This window comes from uncultured Holdemanella sp. (assembly GCF_958348295.1).
Lineage (GTDB): Bacteria > Bacillota_I > Bacilli_A > Erysipelotrichales > Erysipelotrichaceae > Holdemanella.
In genome coordinates this window covers 1-21,687 of record NZ_CATVYQ010000023.1, presented here as the reverse complement: position 1 = coordinate 21,687, position 21,687 = coordinate 1, and the positions used below count along the sequence as shown (strand labels likewise).

Here is a 21,687-nt window from a genome sequence, read left to right as displayed (position 1 = left end):
GATGAAATTAATCAAGACTGAGGATGCCGTAGGGCATGTACTTTGTCATGATATAACACAGATCATTAAGGGTGTCACAAAAGATGCCCTTTTTCGTAAGGGTCATATCGTGACAGAAGAAGATATTCCTTTATTGTTGTCAGTAGGGAAAGAACATTTATATGTTTGGGAAAACGACGAAAGTATGATGCATGAAAATGATGCGGCTATGGTTTTGTTAGACATGTGCAAGAATGATTATATGTCGTATGGTGAGATCAAAGAAGGGAAAATTGAATTAAAAAGTGAGATTCACGGACTATTTAAAGTAGATCGTAAGGCTTTGTTTACTGTAAATTCATTTGGACAGATGATGATTGCGACTAGACACTCAAACACAGTAGTAAATCCGGGAGATAAACTTGCGGGTATGCGCATTATTCCTTTGGTGATTGAAAAGGAAAAAATGAAAAAAGTAAGTTCTTTGATTTCTTCTCCGATTCTTGAAATTAAGCCGTTTGTATTAAAAAAAGCAGCTGTGATCACAACAGGAAGTGAAGTATATAAAGGAAGAATTCAAGATACATTTACACCAGTTATTCAATCTAAATTGGCTGAGTTTGGTTGTGAAATGGTGTATCATGCGATTTGTGATGATGATGATAAAATGGTGACAGAAAAAATCAATGAAGCTTTAAAACAAGGCGTGGATATTGTTTTATGTACGGGTGGAATGAGTGTGGATCCAGATGATAAAACACCACTTGCGATTAAGAATACAGGGGCGAATATTATTAGTTATGGTTCTCCAGTTCTTCCTGGTGCTATGTTTTTACTTGCCTATAAAGGAGAAGTTCCAATTGTTGGTCTTCCAGGATGTGTGATGTATGCCAAAAGAACAGTATTTGATTTAGTACTTTGTCGTTTGCTTGCCAAAGATGCAGTGACATATGAAGAGCTATGTGATTTAGGTGAAGGTGGATTGTGCTTAGGATGTGATATTTGCACATATCCGAATTGTGGATTTGGAAAATGAGATATAAACTAAAAATTCAAATTGGTAATAACGAACCAAATTTTGGCAAAGGCGTTGTAGAACTATTGGAGTTATGTGATAAGTACGGTTCTCTATCAAAGGCTTATAAAGAAATGGGAATGTCAAATTCAAAGGCTTGGAAAATCATCAAAAGAGCCCAGGAAGATTTAGGGTATGAGTTGGTTTCTACAACGAGTGGTGGAAGTCATGGTGGAGGCTCTTGCTTAACTTTAGAGGGAAAAGAATTGGTACGTAAATATAAATTGTTTCAAGAAAAAATCGAAATATATTCAAAACAAGTGTTTAAGGAAGTATTTGAAGATGAATAAAGAGGAAGTATTGATTATTACTTTTAAAAGTATTCAAGATGTTCTAGATTTGGAGTCAAAGACAAAAAACGGACGTATGATACCTGTTCCAAGTTGTGTTAAGGCAGGATGCGGCATGTGTTTTATGTCGAAAGATCTAGATGAGGAAAAGTGGAAACTTTTTTTAGAAGAACAAAACGTTTTGTATGAAGGTATAGTAAGGGTGAATTTTTTATGAATGAAAAAATATATTGTAAGAGTGGGGGATGTAGTGCTAAATTGGGTGCAAAAAAATTGAGTCATATACTAGAAAAAATTGATTCATTTAAAGATGAAAATGTTTTAGTTGGATTTGATTCAAGAGATGATGCTGCTGTGTATCAAATTGATGAAAGTCATGCGTTTGTATCCACGTTGGATTTCTTTCCACCTATGGTAGAAGATCCATATTTGTATGGTCAGATTGCGGCAACAAATGCACTAAGTGATATTTATGCGATGAATGGTACGCCTAAAACAGCTTTAAATATTGTATGTTTTCCAGAAAATGAAGATTTGAATATTTTAGGTAAGATCATTGAAGGCGGAAATAGTAAGTTAGTCGAAGCTGAGTGTGCTTTGGTTGGTGGACACTCTATTCGTGATGATTCCATTAAATATGGTTTGAGTGTGACGGGTTTAGTGGATCCTAACGATGTAAAGAAAAATAATGGTACGCAATGTGGGGATGTCTTGATTTTGACGAAGCCTTTAGGGGTAGGCTTGACTTTGAATGCGTTACGCATGGATGATTGTTCAAAAGAAATGCAGGAAAAAGTCTTTAAAAGTATGACTACATTAAATAAGTATGCGTGTGATATCTTAAAAAAATATTCCGTACATGCCCTAACTGATGTAACTGGCTTTGGCTTATTGGTTCACTTAAATGAGATGTTAGATGAAAAAAATAGTGCAGTGATTTATAAGGATTCAATTCCATATTTTGATGACTGTAGAAAGTATGTCGAAGAGTTTTACTTAAGTGGGGCTGCACAGACCAATCGCAATAGTGTAGATGGTAAGATTTATTTTGATTGTGATTTTTTTACAGAGGAAATTTTGTTTGATCCACAAACGAGTGGTGGTTTATTAGCTAGTGTGTCTAAGGATGATTTAGCAGATATACAGAAAGATTTTATGGAAAACAATCTTGAATTGTATGTTGTGGGTGAAGTCATTGAGAAAAATGAATATAATGTATATGTGAGAGGTATGAAGAGATGAAAACTTTAGATTGTAGAGGATTGGAGTGTCCACTTCCAGTCGTAAAGACAAAGGAAGCTTTAAAAGAAGAAAATGTAGTTTCAACAATTGTGGATAATGAGATTGCGGTTGAAAACTTAACGAAGTTTGCGAAAGTAAAAAATTATACAGTCACTTCTAAAAAAGAGGGTAAAGATTATATTGTTGAAATTTCAAAGGGTGATGAAGAAGCAGATTTTGAAGTGGAATACACATATGCAGATTGTAGCTTGGCTAAGCCTAAAATGGTTGTTGTTTTCGCAAGTAATGTGATGGGTTCAGATCCAGAATTGGGTGCGTTATTGATGAAGTCATTTATTTTCTCTTTGACAAAACAAGATATATTGCCAGATGAAATGATTTTCTATAACGAGGGTGTAAAAATCACAACGACTAAGAGTGAAACTTTGGAAGATTTAAAATATTTAGCAGATAATGGAGTTGAAATTGTAAGTTGTGGAACTTGTTTGGATTTCTTCCATCTAAAAGAAGAACTTCAAGTGGGTTCAGTCACAAATATGTATGATATTGTAGAAAGAATGGAGAAGGCTGATAAAATTATCAAGCCATAAAGATTATGAATAAATGTGTTATTGTGCGTGGTGGAGGAGACATAGCGACAGGGACAATATATAAACTTGTGAAAAGTGGATTTCAAGTATTGGTGTTAGAAGTTGAAAAGCCAAGTGCAATACGAAGAAATGTGGCTTTTTGCCAGGCTGTGTATGAAGAAAAATTTACAGTTGAAGATATGACTTGTGTTTTAGTTTCAACAATAGAAGAAGCTAAAGAAGTGATGGCTAATAAACAAGTTGCGATGGTGATTGATCCTAAAGGTGAAATGATTTCTAAAATAGAACATATTGCCTTGGTGGATGCGATTCTTGCCAAGAAAAATTTGGGAACGACAATGGATATGGCACCCATCACGATTGGACTAGGTCCTGGTTTTTGTGCTGGACAAGATGTGCATGTGGTTGTGGAAACCATGCGTGGACATAATCTAGGAAGACTGATTTATGAGGGTTGTGCTTTGCCAAATACGGGTGTTCCTGGAAATATTAAGGGATATTCTAAAGAAAGAGTGATTCATTCTCCTTGTGCAGGTGTTTGTCACAATGTTAAAAAGATTACGGATATAGTTGAAAAAGGAGAAATCCTTGCGTATATCAATGAAACGCCAGTTTATGCAAGTATGTCAGGGTTACTAAGAGGTTTGATTCAAGATGGATACAATGTAACATCTGGCTTTAAAATGGCCGACATCGATCCAAGGGTGGATGAATATCAGAATTGTTTTACAATTTCAGATAAGGCGCGTTGTATTGCCGGAGGTGTTTTGGAGGCGATATTGCATGGTTTATCTTGATCAAGCAGCCACAAGTTTTCCTAAATTAGATGTGGTCAAACAAGCTGTTATGGATGCATTAGAAGTAGCAGGGAATGCGAATCGAAGTTCTAATATGGATTCTTCGCGTTTGATTTTTGAGGCAAGAAGAAATATTGCGTGTTTTTTTGGATTATCGGATTTTCATCGTGTTATTTTAAATGGTGGAAATACAGAAAGTTTAAATACATGTATCAAAGGAATTCTAAAAGAAAAGGATCATGTGATTACCACATATGCGGAGCATAATAGTGTGCTTCGACCTTTATATGAACTGGAAGAAAAAGGTGTCATATCTTTAACGATTTGTTCGCCTTATTTAAAAGATATTAAAAATCATATTCAAAACAATACGAGAATGGTTATCATGACACATAGTTCGAATGTGACTGGTGAAATTTTTGATGTGGATTTAATTGGAAAGTATTGTAAAGAAAGTGACATTCTTTTTATGGTGGATGCCGCTCAAAGTGCAGGTCATATTCCTGTGTCCATGGAAAATATAGATGTTTTATGTTTTAGTGGCCATAAAGGCTTATTAGGCATTGGCGGTATTGGCGGATTTTGTGTAAAAGGCATTGACGTAAAACCATTGATTTCTGGTGGAACGGGTATAGATTCTTTTAATCCGCATATGCCTGAGGCATATCCTGAACATTTAGAGGCGGGAACACAGAATCTTGTAGGGATTGCAGCCTTAAATGCAGGGGTAAAGTATGTTTCAGAAAATCAAAAAGAGATTATGGAAAAGGAATACTTTTTACTTCAAAAATTATATGAAGGTTTAACAGGCTATGTAGAATTTTATTCGTCTTTAGAAAATTCTACACCTATTGTGGCAATCAATATTCCAGGTAAAGATAGTGCTTATGTAAGTGATGTATTGAATTATAAGTATGGTATTGTGACGCGTTGTGGTGCGCATTGTGCGCCATTGATGCATAAATATTTAAATACAGAAGAAAGGGGAATTGTTCGTTTATCATTATCTTTTCAAAATACAAAAGAAGATGTTGATTTTGTGGTTCGAGCGATTCGGGAAATTTCAAATGATTATTAGTGTAATTGGTTCGGGTGGAAAAACAACGTATATCCACAAATTAAAAGATAAATATGTTTTTTTGAATAAAACAGTTTTAATGTGTACGACTACGCATATGTTGATTGAAGAAGATACATTGATAGATCCTAGTTATGATGAAATTATGCATAGAATTGAAACTTATGGATATTGTCATGCGGGAAACAGATGTGATGAATTTAAAATTGAGGGGTTGGATTCAGAATTATTGAAACAATTAAAACAAGTTGTGGATGTAATTTTGATTGAGGCAGATGGCTCTAAACATTTGCCTTTGAAGTTTCCTGATGTCAATGAACCTGTTGTGGATCCAGATTCAGATGAGGTCGTGTTAATTTCAAATCTAAATGGATTAAATAAGCCGGTAAAAGAAGTGGTACATCGTTATGAGCTTACAAATTTAGATCCAAACGAACTTGTAACACCTAAAATCATGCAGGATTTGATTCGTGTTTATTTAAAGAAGTTAAATAAACCTTTTAAAATTCATGTGAATGGGGATATGGATTTATATACGCGTTGTTTAAAGGCTCTATTAGAAGAAGATGTCGATGTGGATATTCTTCAAAAAGAATGGTTTAATATGCAGCCTAAGCTTGTGATTTTAGGTTGTGGACATGTCAGTCAATATTTAGCTAAAATGGCAAGCATATTAGAATTATATACAATTGTGATCGATAATCGTAAAGAGTTCGCAAATGTAGAACATTTTCCTACGGCCAATGAGATTCATTGTATTGAATATGATCAAATGGATGCAGTATTACCAGAAGAAGAAAATACTTGTTATGTGATAGTGACAAGAGGGCATAAGGATGATAAGTTATGTCTAGAAAAGACATTGTGTAAGCCACATTTATATTTGGGTATGATTGGAAGTAAAGGAAAAGTAAAAAAGACTTTTGATGCGTTGATTGAAGAAGGATATTCTAATGAAGAATTATCCAACGTGCATGCACCAATTGGTTTAGATATTAGAGCTCAAACCCCCGCTGAGATATCTATCAGTATTTTGGCTGAACTCATTGAAATTAAAAATGCAATGTTTAGTTCAAGTATTTCTAAAGAACTATTAGAATCCAATGTTCATGGGACTTTATGTATTATCATTGATAAAAAGGGTTCGGCACCAAGAGGTGTTGGTAGTATGATGTTAGTGCATGAAAATGGAGTGATTGATACGATTGGTGGGGGTAAAGTAGAGTACCAGGCTATTCTAGATGCCAAAGAATGTAAAGAAGTTATGGTCAAGGAGTACGATTTATCCAATGCAGAAAGTGCTATACTAGGTATGATTTGTGGTGGATATAATAAAGTCTTATTTATACCCGTGTAAAGAGGAGTTTAAATGAAAAATATAAGACGAGTAAGAAAAACAGCTATTTTTGTGATTGTTGTATTGATTTTAACTATTGCGTTGTTGATTTCAATGATTGCGAAAAAAACAAGTGATAAGAAAGTAAGTGAACCTAAACAAGAAAAGATAACAGAAACAAAAAAAGAGAATAGGAAGGAAGAAACAAATTTACCTGAAGTAACAAAAGTGAATCAAAGTGGGAATCCATATGAGAATACCGTTACTGTTTCGGATTTAAATTCAATTTATATTCTTGTAAATAAATATTCTGGATTACCGGAAGATTATGAGCCTAGTGATCTAGTTCAGGTTCCTTCGAGTGGAGAAAATGAAAATGTGCGTATGCGAAAAGAAGCTGCAGAAGCATTTGAAAAATTGATAGAAGCATCCGCTAATGAAGGGTTTATTTTAAATGCTTGTTCAGCCTATCGTTCTTATGCATATCAAGTTGGATTGTTTAATAATGGAGCTGCAAACTATGGTGAAGAATATGCAGATCGTTATTGGACAAGACCAGGATATAGTGAGCATCAGTCAGGATTGGCTGTTGATATTCGTATGGATAATGATTGTAGTGATTTAGATGTTGTTCGATATAATTCACACTACAATTGGTTATTAGAAAATATGCATACGTATGGATTTATCTTACGTTATCCGGATGATAAGGAAGATAAAACTAAAATTGCATCAGAAAGCTGGCACTTGCGTTATGTAGGTGTAGATTTAGCTACATATTTATATGAGAATAATTTAACTTTGGATGAATATTATGGAGCTTAGGCAGTCGTTGGATTGCCTCTTTTTTGATTTATCAAATGGTATGTTGTATACTAAAAATGACGTATATAAAGGATAAATACATAATGATTGATGAAAAGATAATAATGGGTGTAAGAAATAAGAATGCGGATGCCAAAAAAGAGCTTATTTCATTGACCAAAGATCATTTAATTCGAACAATTTATAAGCGATATATTGGTTTAGAAGAAAAAGAAATCAATGATATCTTGCAGGCAACTTATACGTACGCATTTATGAATATGGATAAATTGAATGATGATAAGAATTTTTTAAAATGGATCACAGTCTTGTTGAATAAACAATTGCGTGAGTATATGCAGGCTAAAGAAAATACGGGTGTAACTACGGCTTTGCGTGGACTTCCTCAATATCGACAATCCGATGTGGATGATTGTTTAAATGAGATGCCAGAAAACCAAAAGGCAGTGACAATCATGCATTGTCTAGGTAGATTGAAAGAAAAGGATATTGCGAATCGTTTAAAGATGAGTGAAGAGGGAGTGGCTCGATTATTAAAGAGTGGTAAACAAAAAGTGAAAGATGTATTAGAAAAAAAGTGACAGACATAGGCAATCGGTTTGATTGCCTATTATTAAAATTGATTTTAATAAAAGTATAAAGAATAATGCTATTTCGTAGTGAAGATGTATTTAAAAAGAAGTGACAATTATTATTGTCCTTTTTTTTGATTTCGCATAAAATGTATGCATATGAAAAGAGATACAAAAAGAGTATTAATACTATCACTTAAGATAGGCGTAGGAAGTGCCGTTGCGATTATTTTAGCCTATTTTTTTAAATTGGATAATCCAACAAGTGCTGGAACGATTGCACTATTGTCATTGTTGACGACAAAGTGGGGAACGGTGAAGCTTGTTCTTAGAAGAATTTCAACATTCTTTGTGACAATTCTATTCTGTTTTATTTTCTTTGAACTTATTCCAAGCCATTGGATTGCCTTTGGACTTGCGATTGCGTGCTTAGTTGGGTACAGTGAGAAAATGAAATGTCAGAATACTTTAAGTGTAAATGCGATGATTGCCGTTCATTACTTGAGTTATTTGGATTTTAGTATTCACTTCATGATAAATGAATTCTATTTGATCTTAATTGGCGCCCTTATCGCATTCTTATTGAATTTGGTTCATGATTATAGTGGAGAAGAGGAGTATTTGAATTCTTGCATGAATTATATGGAAGATAAGATCCAGAGTTTGATGTATCAAATTGTTCACTATATTCAAAGTGAAGAAAGAAACACTACAATTTGGAAAGAATTAGAGGATATTAAAGAGCAGGCTGAAAAATATATTCATATTGCGATGGAATATCAGGATAATACGTTTACGAGTTTACCAGATTATTATATTCGTTATTTTGAAATGCGTGCTTTGCAGTGTGATATTTTACATATGCTTCATTATAAGATACGAAAGATTCGTAAGATGCCAAAAGAGGCGGATGAATTGGCAAAATATATTGAATATTTAATTCCGTTTATTCATGAAAAAAATGATCCTCAGCCACAAATTACTTCACTTCATCAAATGTTGAAAGATAAACAAAAAGAGAATTTGCCGACAAATCGTATTGAGTTTGAATCAAAGGCAATGCTTCTACACATTTATATGGATCTTGAAGAGTTTTTATACACAAAGAAGAAGTTTATTGATCAAACAACAGAGGAACAGAAAAAGTTGTATTGGAGATGATATAAATGAAATCAATCATTATTGTAACTGTTGTAACAGGTATAGTTTCTGTTGGAATTTATAAAGGGATTCGTAAAGTATTATATAAAAAGGATGTCACAAATAAGGCAAGCTTTGCCAGATTAATAAAATACATTTTGGTTTTTATTAATGGAATAGTTTTTCTTGGACAATTTGAACAGACTAAACCCATTATGTCTTATCTTGCTGCATCCAGTGGAGTGGTTGCTCTAATTTTAGGTGTTGCTGCTAAAGATGCTTTTGGTAATCTATGCAGTGGTTTGATGATTTTAACATTTAAGCCTTTTGTCGAAGGAGATTTGATTAAGGTCAATCAAGGCGAATTGATTGGGTATGTTGAAAGTATTCGTTTTCGTCATACAATCATTCGTACATATGAAAGTAATCGTATTATTGTGCCAAACTCAACTTTGAATTCGGCAACAATTGAAAATGCTTTTTTTCAAGATACTCGAAAGAATAATTATTTGGAAATTGAAGTTTCTTATGGAACGAATATTGATTTGGCAATTGATATTTTGAAAAATTTAGTTGAAAAGACAATGTTGGAATATGATATTGAGAGTGAAAATCCAATTGAAGTAAAAGTAATCAATTTTTCTACAACTGGTATTGATTTGCGCGTTGTTGTTCCAAGTAAGACAAGTTTAGATGGGTTTGATATGCTCGCAAAGATTCGTTATGAGCTTGTAAAAGAGTATGGTAAGGCAAATATTAATTTTGGAAATTATTCAGTAGAGGTAAGTCAATCATGATAAAAGTATATACAGAAGTATTGGGGTTTAATAATTTGATGTATCGCTATATGAGTGTACCTAATTCATTATCTTTGGCAGATATAGCTTATTATACATTGGCATCTTATTTGTCTGAAGAATATGCTGACTTTGTGATTGAAGCTAATGACATTCCTTTTGTATGTCCAAATTGTGAGGATGAACAATTTAATAAATTGCCTTGTGCTTCAATAATTCGACCTGATTTTAAAGAGAGAGATACTTTTAAGATGGTTTATGATTTAGAAGAGCCTTTTGAGATTGAAATTCAAGTTGAAAAAGTAGATGATATAGAAGAAGATGCTTGTGTAATCAATGGTCGTGGCTTTGCAATATGGGATGGTTTTAAAGAATTTCAAGATTATTATTATCAGTCAATGGAATTGTTTAAAGAATATGCCGAAGCCAATGAGATGAGTATTTCGGATTTTCCAGTAGATGAAGATTTAGATATTGTTGAATTGAATAAGGTATTGGAATATAACTTTGAAGAATTAAAAGATGTGTATGAGGGTGAATAGATGAAAGTATATGAAATGAGTTTTCGCGATATGGATCAAAAAATGGTAGAGATCCATGGTGTGAAAATGGTTAAGCTTTTAGAGAAGATGGGATTAAAACTAGATAATTTATATGGTGCTTTAATGTATGGCTATATCGATCATAATGCGGGTTTTATTTTTGAAATCGTAGCTTTGGAAACAAAGAAACGCAATATTGAATATCGTATTGTACCGATTGGTGTATCTTGCAAGATTCCTCGTTTTGATGTGCAAGAAATGGATATTCAAATTTTAGATAATGTAAATGTGGAATTGTTTCAAGATAAGATTGATATGGTTGAAAAGGCCACAGAAGTTTCTAAGGAATTAGAAGAGCTTCGTTTATATAAAGAGTTGGATCCATCCAGACATTTAGAGTATCCAGATGATATCATGGTATATTTTTTAGAAGAAGGAAAAGATGTAGAGGCATGCTGGGTTCGTCTTGAAGGAATACAGGATGGAAAGATGTATGGAATTGTTTTAACGGCTTTACGCCAGGATTTTGGTGTGAAAGAAAAGGATACAATTTATTTTGGTATGACAGAAATGGAAGATCACAAATTGGCGTGTGTATGGGTGAAGGAAGATGAATAAAGAGGATTCATTATATTCAATATATGTACAAATATTAAAAGAAGAATTAGTGATGGCTATGGGGTGTACAGAACCTATTGCGATTAGTTATGCGTGTGCTAAAGCAACACAGGTACTAAATCATTTACCGGATCGTATTGTTGTTAAGGCAAGTGGTAGTATTATTAAAAATGTAAAAAGTGTGATTGTACCTCATACAAATGGCTTAAAAGGAATTGAAGTGGCAGCAGCAGCTGGTGCTTTATATGGGGATGCAAACGCAAAACTTGAAGTACTTTCTTGTGCAACGCATGAACAAATTGAAGAATTGCCTGAGTATGTTAAAAACACAAATATTACTGTACAACATATCGAACAAGGTCATGTATTTGATTTGGAAATCAATGTGTATTATGAACAAGAACATGCTAGTGTTCGTATTGTAGATACACATACGAATATTGTTCAAATCGAAAAAGATTGGAAAGTAATTTTTGAAGATAAGACAACGAGTTTAGAACATAAGGCAGATCATAGTGCTTTGATTATGAAGCAGATTTGGGATTTTTCACAAACTGTGGATATTGAAGATGTAAAAGAAATATTAGATTGTCAAATCACTTGTAACATGGCCATCGCAAATGAGGGAATTCATAATTCATATGGCGCAAATATTGGTCATGTAATTTTGAATATGGATTCAGATTGTGTAAAGACAAGAGCCAAAGCTTATGCGGCTGCTGGATCGGATGCTCGAATGAATGGGTGTGAACTACCGGTAGTAATCAATTCAGGAAGTGGTAATCAAGGCATTACTTGTTGCGTGCCAGTTGTTGTGTATGCCAAAGAATTGAATAGTTCAGATGAACAATTGTATCGCGCTTTGGTTTTATCAAATTTGACTGCTATTTATATAAAAACAGGTATTGGTACTTTATCAGCATTTTGCGGTGCTGTTAGTGCCGGTGCTGCAGCAGGAGCTGGTATTGCTTACTTACATGATGGTACGTATGAAGAAATTCAACATACCATTGTGAATGCGTTAGCTATTCTTTCGGGAACAATTTGTGATGGAGCTAAGGCGAGTTGTGCAGCTAAAATTGCATCAAGTGTAGATGCCGGTATCATGGGCTATTATATGTATAAAAATAAGCAACAATTCTATGCAGGTGATGGAATCGTTGCTCATAGTGTGGATGAAACAATTCAAAATATTGGAACTCTAGGTTCTCAAGGAATGCTTCAAACGAATGATAAAATCATTGAGATGATGATTTCTTGCGATTAAAAGTAGATAGGCGAATGATTAACTGTGGTTCATATTCCATATGGACGATACGTTTTCGTTCGCTTTTTGTTTGTTCTAAAAGAATATCAACAGCTTCTTTTCCTTTTTCACAAGCACCATGGTCTACCGTGGTCAATTGTATTTGGGGAAAATCAGCTTCAGGAATATTATCAAATCCAGCAACACTTGTTTTAATGTTGTGATCTTTTAAACAGGCTAAAATGCCAAGAGCCGTCATATCATTATTTCCAATATAGGCATCGTATTTATCACTTAAGATTTGTTTCGTTAAACGATACCCGTTTTCGTATTCTCGTTTTTCAATGGGGTATAATTCAAATTGTTTAGAAGAACTGAAGAATACTTGGGTATTTGGCACGACACTTTTAACGCCTTCATATCTTTCGTTTCGCCCAATTTCCGTTGTATCTAATGGACTTGATATATATGCAATCTTTTTGTGTCCTAGCTGTTTTAAATGGTTGCCTAATAATTTACCACATTTAAAACTATTGAGTTCAATGGAATCACAATCAAGTTTTTTTGGTTTATCCCCGATAATGATGCATGGAATTTGTTTGGAAAGTGCATTCCATTCATCAACAAATTTTGGGGGATATAAAAGGATGATTCCGCATGGCTTCAATATTTTTAAGTTAGAGATGGCGTGTTTTTCAAGATCATCTTTTCGTAATGTAGAAATAGTAAAGATCTGTGTCTTTGTCTTACTAGCCTGTTCAATGATGCTTGAAACAACCATAGAATAATAGGAATTTGATAAATTTGAACAAATGACGACAATGGCATTCTTAGTGTTTGAATATCTTTTTTTTACTTCTGGCTTTTTATATCCCATTTGTTTGGCTGTTTTTTTGACAAGCTTCACTGTTTCTTCTTTGAAAGATACATTTTTATTATCACTTAAAATCATAGATACAGTGGCTTGCGATACATTTGTGGCTTTGGCAATATCGCGTGTAGTTACTTTATTTCTTTTTCCCATAATAAACCTCTTTTGATTTATTTTGATTAATAAATCGATTACTAATCAAATTATTAATCAATATATATTTTCATCTTACACTATTTTATTTGATTGTCCAGCTATTAATCAATGTTTTGATTAATAAAATAGGCCATTTTTATGCATTTGAAATGAAATGAAAATAAGCGTATCGTAACTTTGAAAGAGGTGCGAACTATGTACGATTGTATAATCATTGGAGCAGGTATTAGTGGATGCTCATTAGCGTTTGAGTTGAGTAAATATAGTGGAAAAGTATTGTGGTTGGAAAGAAATAATGATGTGGCCGATGAAACGACTAAGGCAAATAGTGCGATTATTCATGCGGGTTATGATCCAGAGCCTAATACTTTAATGGCAAAATATAATATTTGGGGTAATAAAATCATTCCTACTTTATGTAAAGATTTAGATGTTCCGTGCAAGAATATTGGGTCTTTAGTTGTTGGATTTAATGAAGAGGATGATAAAACCATTAAAACGTTATATGAGCGCGGTGTGGAAAATGGTGTTGAAAATCAGCGTATTATTAAACAGCCGGAGCTATCTGTTATGGAACCCAATTTAAATCCAGACTGTACAAGTGCTTTATATGCACCAAGTGCATGTATTATCAATCCTTGGCAGTTTGCGATCGCATTAAGTGAAGTCGCTATTCAAAATGGTGTAGAGCTTTGTTTGAATGAAGAGGTTACGAGTATAAAAAAAGATGGAGATATCTTTATTGTGAATGATAAGTATAAAGCTCCATTAGTTGTAAACTGTGCAGGTGTAATGTGTGATCATGTGACAGGTTTAATTAAAAAGACAGATTATAAGATTACGCCAAATAAGGGTGAGTATTATTTATTGGATAAATCACAAGGAAACTTGGTTCATCATGTGATTTTCCAGTGTCCTACAAAAATTGGTAAGGGCGTGTTGGTAGCTCCTACAGTCGATGGAAATTTGATTGTGGGGCCTACAAGTACAAATACAACAGTAGATGATTATTCAACAACGTCTATGGGTTTAAAAACAATTCGTGAAAATGCGGTGAAATCTGTACCGAATATGAAACTGCAAGAAAACATTCGTACTTTTGCAGGTTTGCGTGCAAGAAGTGATAAAAAAGATTTTATTGTTGGCGAAGATAAAGATGTACATAATTTCTTCTCAATTGCGGGTATGGCAAGTCCAGGTTTAAGTAGTGCGAGTGCAATCGCATTAGATATAGTAAGAATGATGCAGGAAAAAGATTATTTCTTAAATTTAAAAAAGGATTATGTTTCTACAAGAAAAATGGTTCGTTTTAAAGAAATGTCACATGAACAAAGAAAGGAATATATTGAAAAACATCCAGAATATGGTCGTATTATTTGTCGTTGTGAAACTATCAGTGAAGGAGAAATCATTGATGCGATTCGCCATAGTCCAAAACCAGTGAGTTTAGATGGAATCAAACGTAGATGCAATGCAGGTATGGGAAGATGTCAGTCAGGTTTTTGTGGTCCTAGAGTACAAGAGATTCTTGCCAAAGAATTAGGTGTTAGTCAACTTGATATTATGTTAGATAAGAATGGTTCTTATATTTTGTGCGGAAGAACAAAGGAGAATGGCGATGAATAATAGATATGATGTGGTAGTTATTGGAGGCGGTCCTGCAGGGCTTGCGAGCGCAATGGCCGCAAGACAAAATGGTGCAAAATCCGTTTTGATTATTGAACGTGATAAGGAGCTTGGTGGGATTTTAAATCAGTGTATTCATAATGGTTTTGGGTTACACCACTTTAAAGAAGAGTTAACAGGTCCTGAATATGCAGGTAAATATATTGATGAAGTTAATAAAACAGATATTGATATTTTATTGGATACAATGGTTATAGAGATTACTCCAGATAAAATGGTGTATTGTTCAAGTAGTATTCATGGATATTTAATGATTCAGGCTAAATCTATCATTTTAAATATGGGTTGTCGTGAAAGAACGCGTGGTGCGATTGCGATTCCAGGTACTAGAGCTTCGGGTGTGTTTACGGCTGGTGCTGCACAGCGATATGTGAATATTGAAGGGTATATGCCTGGCAAAAGAGTTGTAATCTTGGGCAGTGGTGATATTGGTTTGATTATGGCTCGTAGAATGACTTTGGAAGGTGCAAAAGTCTTGGCAGTTGTTGAAGTTATGCCTTATTCGAATGGTTTGAATCGTAATATTGTTCAGTGCCTACATGATTATGATATCCCATTGTATTTAAGTCATACAATTACAGATATTGTGGGTAAGTCTAGAGTAGAAAAGGTTGTTGTTTCTAAGGTGGATGAAAATAGAAATCCAATCGAAGGAACAGAAATGGAATTTGATTGTGACTGCGTCTTATTGTCGGTTGGATTAATTCCGGAAAATGAATTATCAAATGGATTAGGTGTTGAAATGGATACTAGAACACATGGTCCTGTTGTATATGAAAATATGGAGACTTCTATGGATGGAGTATTCGCTTCAGGTAATGTTGTGCATGTGCATGATCTTGTGGATTTTGTAAGTTTGGAAAGTGAAAAGGCTGGAATGGGTGCTGGTCAATATATTTTAAATGGGGAAGTACCTAAAGATCATGTTGTTAGAACGGTAAATGGAAATAATATTTCGTATGTGGTTCCGCAATATATTCGTAAAAACAATGTAGAAAAAAGTGTTGAACTTTCTTTCCGTGTAAGAAGACCGACACAACAGGTAAATATTGTCGTGAAGGATGGGGATACTGTAATCGCAAGGTTTAAAAAAGAGCATGTGATTCCAAGTGAAATGGAGAAGGTATCAATTCCTAAGATGTTGCTTGAAAAAGCAGATAAAGAATTGGTTGTATCTATTGAGGAGGATGCGTAATGAGAGAGTTAATTTGTATAACATGTCCTAAGGGTTGTCATTTAAAAGTTGATGAAGAAAATGATTATAAAGTAACTGGAAATGGTTGTCCTAGAGGTGCAATCTATGGAAAGAAAGAGTGTACGCACCCAATTCGTGTTGTGACAAGTACTGTAAAAATTGTGGGTGCTGAGATTGAGAGATTGAGTGTGAAAACCAATGGGGATATTCCAAAGGAAAAGATTTTTGATGTGATGAAGGAATTGAACCGTGTGGTAGTTAAGGCACCTGTACATCGCAAAGATGTGATTGTTTCTGATATTTGTGGTACGGGTGTTGATTTAGTCGCAACGAAAGACTTATAATATTGCTGTTAAAAAAGGGGAGCTTTTAAGCTGAGAGTAGGTTAGTCCTAGACCCAATAACCTGATTTGGATAATGCCAACGTAGGGAATTATATCTTTTTGATAGTGAGCTGCAGATTGGTTTTCTGCAGCTTTTTTCTTAATGGTGAGAAAATGAATTATTCTATTTTTGATGTGGATGGAACAATACTTGATTCAATGGAAGTATGGAATACTTTGGCGAGTCGATATATACAAAGTTTAGATAGGATTCCAGAAGAAAATCTTGATGAAATTGTTTCCAAAATGAGTTTAGAGCAAAGTGCAGAGTATTTAAAGAAGCATTATAAAATCAATAAATCAGAGGAAGTAATCATTTCTTCGGTGTTGAATCTTATATCCGATTTCTACAAGTATGAAGTGAATCTTATGCCTGGGTTTAAAGATTTTATTTCACATTTTGATTCAATGAATGTGATTGGTACGAGTTGTGATGAAGAGCTTGTAAAAATTGCGTTAAAAAGACTTGGGGTTCTAGATTATTTTAAAGACATTATAACTTGTTCAAAGGTGAATAAGCCAAAGGATGATCCGAATTTTTATTTGGCTTGTGCTAGTACTTTAAAACAAAGTCCGAAAGATATAGTTGTGTTTGAGGATGCAGACTATTGTATAGATGTGGCAAGAAAAGCTGGGTTTAAAGTAGTTAAAATAAAAGATTGGAGAGATTTAGATGCAAAGTGCATTGATAATTGCGGGAAGTGATTCAAGTGGAGGAGCAGGAATTCAAGCAGACATTAAGACGATGTGTGCTAACCATGTATTTGCGACAAGTGCAATTACGGCATTAACAGCGCAAAATACTTTGGGAGTAACAGGTATTATGGATGTAACGCCTGAATTTTTAGGTGAACAGTTAGATGAGATATTTACGGATATTTATCCAGATGCCGTAAAGATTGGAATGGTGTCAAGTTCTGGTTTGATAGAAATGATTGCAGAGAAACTAAAGGAATATAAGGCAAATTAATGATGCGAATGATTTATTATATAGAAATGATTCGTTTACTTGGTTTAAAGGAAAACGTATTCATAATTCAAATACTCATGGTACGGGATGTACTTTATCGAGTGCGATTGCTTCAAATCTTGCGAAAGGATTTGATTTAGATGCTTCGGTAAAACGTGCAAAAGATTATATTTCTGGCGCATTAGAAGCAATGCTAGATTTGGGCAAAGGCTCAGGACCTATGGATCATTCGTTTGCGATAGACAATGAATATACAACAGAATATAAATAATAATAAAAAGAAACCATTCTAGTGTTGGCGTCTAGAATGGTCTCTTTTTGTTTATTATTTTTTTTAGGAGAGAGATATGAATATTGGTTTATTTCTATATTCATTGCCTTATCTTTAAGGCACTTATAGAATAACATTCCTTGTTGTCATAAATTTAGTATAACTTTGGTAAATGTTGTGAAATCAGATTGAATTATGTGAAATTATCAAAATATGCATCTTTTTTTGAAAAACCTCAATTTATTTCGTATATGAGATAGGAGGTGATGAAATCACATGAATAAATCAAAAGATAAAACAATGAAAGAATTTCTAGAAAACAATGCCTATTTTGTCGACTTCTTTAATGCGTACTTCTTTGATGGAGAAAGAGTTCTTAAACCTGAAAACTGTATGGAACTTGATTCAGAGATGAATGATTCAAATATGGATCTAGAAAAGCATGTGGATGTAATTCGTAAGTATAATGATGGAAATTTTTATAGTGCATTCATTATTGAGAATCAAAGTTATGTGGATGCTTCGATGGTTGTAAGAGCGGCTGCATATGAGTTTGTAGCTTATGATCGAATGTTAAAGAAGTCAAAGAAGAATAAAACGAAAGAAAAACTACCCATGGTGCACATTCTAGTATTTTATACAGGCGAAAAGCCTTGGAATGCAGCTAGTAAGCTTTCTGAGTTAGTAGAGGTGGGTGAAAGGTTTGAATCCTATTTTCATGACTACCAAATGAATCTGATTGAAATCGCAGGGAATACTTCATATAATTTTAATGAAGAAGATGTGTATAATCTATTCTACATATGTCGAAGTATTTATGATCAATCTATTTATGAAGGAACGATCAATGGCTTTGGGCTTGTGAAAAGCAGTGTGTTAAAAGTCGTCAAGACATTGACGGATGTAGAATGGTTGGATTTAGAAGAATTAGAGGAAAAGGAGAAGATTGAAATGTGTGAAGCTGAAAAGAGATGGCTTGAAGTAAAGTCAAAGGAATGGGAAGCTGAAGGGATAAAAAAAGGCATCGAACAAGGAATTGAACAGGGTAGTGAGAAAAAAGAACTTGAAATGTATCAAACAATGGTAGACAAAGGATTCAGTATATCAAGTATCGCATCGATCTTCTCAGTAAGTGAAGAGTCGATTGAAAGGCTGTTGATGAAAGCTTAGGCGTAGTTAAATGTGTGAAGAACATTTAGACACTAGAACAAATCTTTGAGATTTCTAGAATGACTTTAAAAATAGAGTTTAATAGATGGATGTGAATTTCGCATCCATCTTCTAGCTAAGTTGAAAAAAATATAGATATATGCAGGATTGATATCATTTAGATAATGATATTTAGTCTTGATATAGACGTTGTTTTAAGAAGTGTGAAGAAGTAGACATTATATGAATAACTAACTATAATAGAACTAGAAATGAGGTACATAAGATGGCAATTATTAAGTTAAATCCTGCATTTAAAGATTATCTTTGGGGTGGGACTAAACTAAAAGAAAATTATGGAAAAAAAACAGATATGAATCCAGTTGCGGAGAGCTGGGAATTGTCTGTGCATCCAGATGGCCCAAGTATTGTAGCTAGTGGAGAATATGAAGGCCTGTCTTTCCCTGAATATTTAGAGAAAAAGGGAAAGAGTGTTTTAGGAACAAAAGGAAATACTTTTGAATTTTTCCCTGTCTTAATTAAATTTATTGATGCCAAACAACCATTATCGATTCAAGTTCATCCGGATAATGAATATGCACTTCGTGTTGAACATGAATATGGTAAGACTGAAATGTGGTATATCTTAGATTGTGAACCAGATTCATTTTTATATTTTGGTGTAGACAAAGAAATTACTAAAGAAGAATTTGAGCGTCGAATTCAAGAAAATACTTTATTAGACGTGTTAAAAGCTGTTCCAGTACATAAGGGAGATGTTTTCTTTATTAAGTCTGGTACAATTCATGCGATTGGTGCAGGAATTCAGATTTGTGAGATCCAACAAAACTCAAATACAACATATCGTGTTTATGATTTTGGTCGTGTTGGAAAAGATGGTAAACCTCGTGAATTACATATTCAAAAGGCGATTGATGTTTCAAATCTAAGTCCGATTGAATCTGATTTTAAACCATGTGGTCCTGAAGAAAAGAATGGGGATTGTGATACTGTTCGTTTGGCAACTTGCGAATACTTTACTACATATGAGTCTACATTGAATGGTACAACAACGCTTCATGTTGATGATGAAAGTTTTGGTTCTATCTTGTTGATTGAGGGCAATGCGACAATTGAAAATAATGGTACAACTTTAGAAGTAAATAAAGGAGATTCTGTATTTATTGATGCGAATAGTGGTAATGTAAAAATCACAGGGAACTGCCAATGGATATATAGCAGGGTTTAATCCCCTGCCTCTTTTTAGTTATGAAAGAATTTCAAAAAGATTTAATCGATTGGTATATCAAAAATCATCGTCCATTAGAATTTCGTTTAAAGAAAGATCCTTATGAAATATGGATCAGTGAAATCATGGCCCAACAAACTCGTATTGAAGCTATGCTTCCATATTTTAAAAGGTGGATACAACAGTTGCCAGATATTGAGAGTGTCGCAAAGTGTGATGATGAAAAGTTAAATAAATTGTGGCAAGGACTAGGTTATTATTCGCGGTGTAAAAATATAAAGAAATGTGCCATAGAATGTGTTGAAAAACACAATGGAAAATTACCTTGTACAAAAGAAGAATTATTAAAATTACCAGGAATTGGCCCATACACGGCAGGTGCCATAGCTTCCATTGCGTATGGACAAAGAGTAAGTGCAGTCGATGGGAATGTGATTCGTGTATTTTCTAGGTTGTATGATATTTGTGAGGATGTTACCAAGACAAGTGTAAAGAAAAAAATAGAGGGACTAGTGGATGAAAGTCTTCCTTCAAAAGAAGAGATTTCTTACTATAATCAAGCGTTGATGGAACTTGGAGCACTTATTTGTATTCCCAAAAGTCCAAGGTGTGATATTTGTCCGATCAAAAAATATTGCGAAGCTTCAGATCCTGCTTCTTTGCCTTATAAGCCAAAGAAAAGTGCACGTAAAATCGAGTATAAACATGTGTATGTTTGGATACATCAAAATAAGATTCATGTTGTAAAAAGAGCGGATACAGGTTTGTTGGCAGGACTTTATGGCTTTGATGAAACGAAACCAGAACATATTATAGAAAGTATTGAATTAAAACCTTATATACATATTTTTTCACATGTAGAGTGGCACATGGATGCGACGTTGTGTATAGTAGATAGGGAAGATTCAAATTATAAAACAATTGAAGAAATAGAAGAGCATATCGCATTACCAAGTGCGTTTATGCCGTTTATGAAACAAGTAGAGGAGTATTTATGGAAAAAGTAGAAATTGAAAGTTTTACTTTAGATCATACTAAAGTAAAAGCGCCTTATGTGCGTTTGATAAGTGAAGAAAAAGGACCCAACGGAGATATTGTATCAAATTTCGATGTTCGCTTATGTCAACCGAATCGACAAGAGATACCAACCGGAGTTATGCATACTTTAGAACATTTGTTCGCATTATATCTTCGTCCTAGAATTACTGGGTATTTAGATTGTTCACCATTTGGATGTCGTACAGGATTTCACCTTTTAGCATGGGGAAAACATTCAAGTAAGGATGTTGCGATTGCCGTAAAAGAAGCTTTGGAACTAATCACAACTACAGAATGGGAAGATGTTCCGGGTACTGAAGAAAAAGAGTGTGGCAACTATAAAGCCCATTCTTTATTTGGTGCTAAAGAATGGGCTAAGGAAATTCTAGAAAAAGGAATGAGTTGTGATCCGTTCGAAAGAAAAATTGTGTAAGAGAATGTAAAACGTCAACTTTTCGTGATTTATAAACATCTATAATTTCAAATGATTTTAGAAAGTCCAAATGGCTTTAAATAAAGCTGAAATGGGCTTTTTTTAGGTAATCCGCAATTAGATAGGGTCGACTAAAAGTTGGCTTCAAAAATTGTAGGG

General features: G+C 33.9%; 24 protein-coding genes, 1 pseudogene and 1 riboswitch. Of the genes and pseudogenes, 24 read left to right on the top strand and 1 reads right to left on the bottom strand.

Translation table 11 applies throughout. The features are described 5' to 3' along the window. The first annotated feature begins 1 nt into the window (after position 1). From Q3907_RS05675 to Q3907_RS05605, 15 genes are all read left to right on the top strand, one after another. Complete coding sequence (locus Q3907_RS05675; RefSeq protein WP_301897622.1) at positions 2-1,015, top strand: molybdopterin-binding protein; 1,014 nt, start codon at positions 2-4, stop codon at positions 1,013-1,015. Then, positions 1,012-1,344: a winged helix-turn-helix domain-containing protein gene (locus Q3907_RS05670; RefSeq protein WP_118010982.1), complete on the top strand. Its 333-nt coding sequence runs from the start codon at positions 1,012-1,014 to the stop codon at positions 1,342-1,344. The genes Q3907_RS05675 and Q3907_RS05670 overlap by 4 nt, the downstream gene beginning before the upstream one ends. Continuing rightward, entirely contained in the window at positions 1,337-1,561 is a 225-nt protein-coding gene (locus tag Q3907_RS05665; protein ID WP_278728713.1) for a DUF3343 domain-containing protein, read from the top strand. The genes Q3907_RS05670 and Q3907_RS05665 overlap by 8 nt, the downstream gene beginning before the upstream one ends. Beyond that, complete coding sequence (selD, locus tag Q3907_RS05660; RefSeq protein WP_295643043.1) at positions 1,558-2,586, top strand: selenide, water dikinase SelD; 1,029 nt, start codon at positions 1,558-1,560, stop codon at positions 2,584-2,586. Before Q3907_RS05665 ends, selD begins: the two co-directional genes overlap by 4 nt. Continuing rightward, positions 2,583-3,176, top strand: a complete 594-nt coding sequence (yedF, locus tag Q3907_RS05655) for a sulfurtransferase-like selenium metabolism protein YedF (RefSeq protein WP_301897621.1) — start codon at positions 2,583-2,585, stop codon at positions 3,174-3,176. Before selD ends, yedF begins: the two co-directional genes overlap by 4 nt. A 5-nt stretch (positions 3,177-3,181) precedes the next feature. Next, the gene (yqeB, locus tag Q3907_RS05650; protein ID WP_301897620.1) at positions 3,182-3,973 is read left to right on the top strand and encodes a selenium-dependent molybdenum cofactor biosynthesis protein YqeB; all 792 of its coding nucleotides are present in this window, start codon (positions 3,182-3,184) and stop codon (positions 3,971-3,973) included. Continuing rightward, positions 3,960-5,051 (top strand): aminotransferase class V-fold PLP-dependent enzyme, encoded by a 1,092-nt coding sequence (locus Q3907_RS05645; RefSeq protein ID WP_301897619.1) that lies wholly within the window; start codon positions 3,960-3,962, stop codon positions 5,049-5,051. Before yqeB ends, Q3907_RS05645 begins: the two co-directional genes overlap by 14 nt. Beyond that, a complete protein-coding gene (yqeC, locus tag Q3907_RS05640) occupies positions 5,041-6,408 on the top strand; it encodes a selenium cofactor biosynthesis protein YqeC (protein WP_295643053.1) in 1,368 nt (455 codons plus the stop codon). The genes Q3907_RS05645 and yqeC overlap by 11 nt, the downstream gene beginning before the upstream one ends. A 12-nt stretch (positions 6,409-6,420) precedes the next feature. Continuing rightward, entirely contained in the window at positions 6,421-7,212 is a 792-nt protein-coding gene (locus Q3907_RS05635; protein WP_301897618.1) for a D-alanyl-D-alanine carboxypeptidase family protein, read from the top strand. A gap of 83 nt (positions 7,213-7,295) precedes the next feature. Further along, positions 7,296-7,793 carry a sigma-70 family RNA polymerase sigma factor gene (locus tag Q3907_RS05630; RefSeq protein ID WP_301897617.1) on the top strand — a complete coding sequence of 166 codons (498 nt, stop codon included), beginning with the start codon at positions 7,296-7,298 and terminating at the stop codon, positions 7,791-7,793. 150 nt (positions 7,794-7,943) lie between these two features. Continuing rightward, positions 7,944-8,945: an aromatic acid exporter family protein gene (locus Q3907_RS05625; RefSeq protein WP_295560502.1), complete on the top strand. Its 1,002-nt coding sequence runs from the start codon at positions 7,944-7,946 to the stop codon at positions 8,943-8,945. A 5-nt stretch (positions 8,946-8,950) separates the two neighbouring features. Next, complete coding sequence (locus tag Q3907_RS05620) at positions 8,951-9,721, top strand: mechanosensitive ion channel family protein (RefSeq protein WP_301897616.1); 771 nt, start codon at positions 8,951-8,953, stop codon at positions 9,719-9,721. Beyond that, entirely contained in the window at positions 9,718-10,263 is a 546-nt protein-coding gene (locus Q3907_RS05615) for a hypothetical protein (protein WP_301897615.1), read from the top strand. The genes Q3907_RS05620 and Q3907_RS05615 overlap by 4 nt, the downstream gene beginning before the upstream one ends. Then, positions 10,264-10,881 (top strand): hypothetical protein, encoded by a 618-nt coding sequence (locus Q3907_RS05610; RefSeq protein ID WP_295646387.1) that lies wholly within the window; start codon positions 10,264-10,266, stop codon positions 10,879-10,881. After that, entirely contained in the window at positions 10,874-12,148 is a 1,275-nt protein-coding gene (locus Q3907_RS05605; protein WP_301897614.1) for a serine dehydratase subunit alpha family protein, read from the top strand. The genes Q3907_RS05610 and Q3907_RS05605 overlap by 8 nt, the downstream gene beginning before the upstream one ends. Here the strand turns inward: Q3907_RS05605 and Q3907_RS05600 are convergent. Further along, on the bottom strand, positions 12,120-13,151 hold the full coding sequence (locus Q3907_RS05600) for a LacI family DNA-binding transcriptional regulator (protein WP_301897613.1): 1,032 nt from the start codon (positions 13,149-13,151) through the stop codon (positions 12,120-12,122). The genes Q3907_RS05605 and Q3907_RS05600 overlap by 29 nt on opposite strands. A gap of 198 nt (positions 13,152-13,349) precedes the next feature. On the opposite strand from Q3907_RS05600, the gene Q3907_RS05595 reads away from it, so the two are divergent. The 9 genes and pseudogenes from Q3907_RS05595 (at position 13,350) to Q3907_RS05555 (ending at position 21,528) form a co-directional block, all read left to right on the top strand. Further along, positions 13,350-14,780: an NAD(P)/FAD-dependent oxidoreductase gene (locus Q3907_RS05595; RefSeq protein WP_301897612.1), complete on the top strand. Its 1,431-nt coding sequence runs from the start codon at positions 13,350-13,352 to the stop codon at positions 14,778-14,780. After that, positions 14,773-16,035: an NAD(P)/FAD-dependent oxidoreductase gene (locus Q3907_RS05590; RefSeq protein ID WP_301897611.1), complete on the top strand. Its 1,263-nt coding sequence runs from the start codon at positions 14,773-14,775 to the stop codon at positions 16,033-16,035. Before Q3907_RS05595 ends, Q3907_RS05590 begins: the two co-directional genes overlap by 8 nt. After that, a complete protein-coding gene (locus Q3907_RS05585) occupies positions 16,035-16,379 on the top strand; it encodes a DUF1667 domain-containing protein (RefSeq protein ID WP_301897610.1) in 345 nt (114 codons plus the stop codon). Before Q3907_RS05590 ends, Q3907_RS05585 begins: the two co-directional genes overlap by 1 nt. A gap of 5 nt (positions 16,380-16,384) precedes the next feature. Then, positions 16,385-16,484, top strand: a riboswitch (TPP riboswitch). A gap of 48 nt (positions 16,485-16,532) precedes the next feature. After that, positions 16,533-17,123, top strand: a complete 591-nt coding sequence (locus tag Q3907_RS05580) for an HAD family phosphatase (RefSeq protein WP_301897609.1) — start codon at positions 16,533-16,535, stop codon at positions 17,121-17,123. Further along, a pseudogene (locus Q3907_RS05575) lies at positions 17,092-17,659 on the top strand (hydroxymethylpyrimidine/phosphomethylpyrimidine kinase). Before Q3907_RS05580 ends, Q3907_RS05575 begins: the two are co-directional and overlap by 32 nt. A 276-nt stretch (positions 17,660-17,935) precedes the next feature. Continuing rightward, positions 17,936-18,829: an Rpn family recombination-promoting nuclease/putative transposase gene (locus Q3907_RS05570; RefSeq protein ID WP_301897608.1), complete on the top strand. Its 894-nt coding sequence runs from the start codon at positions 17,936-17,938 to the stop codon at positions 18,827-18,829. A 265-nt stretch (positions 18,830-19,094) separates the two neighbouring features. After that, positions 19,095-20,057: a type I phosphomannose isomerase catalytic subunit gene (locus Q3907_RS05565; RefSeq protein ID WP_301897607.1), complete on the top strand. Its 963-nt coding sequence runs from the start codon at positions 19,095-19,097 to the stop codon at positions 20,055-20,057. Between the two features lie 20 nt (positions 20,058-20,077). Continuing rightward, positions 20,078-21,064, top strand: a complete 987-nt coding sequence (locus tag Q3907_RS05560) for an A/G-specific adenine glycosylase (protein ID WP_301897606.1) — start codon at positions 20,078-20,080, stop codon at positions 21,062-21,064. Continuing rightward, on the top strand, positions 21,052-21,528 hold the full coding sequence (locus Q3907_RS05555) for an S-ribosylhomocysteine lyase (protein WP_301897605.1): 477 nt from the start codon (positions 21,052-21,054) through the stop codon (positions 21,526-21,528). The genes Q3907_RS05560 and Q3907_RS05555 overlap by 13 nt, the downstream gene beginning before the upstream one ends. Positions 21,529-21,687 lie beyond the last annotated feature (159 nt).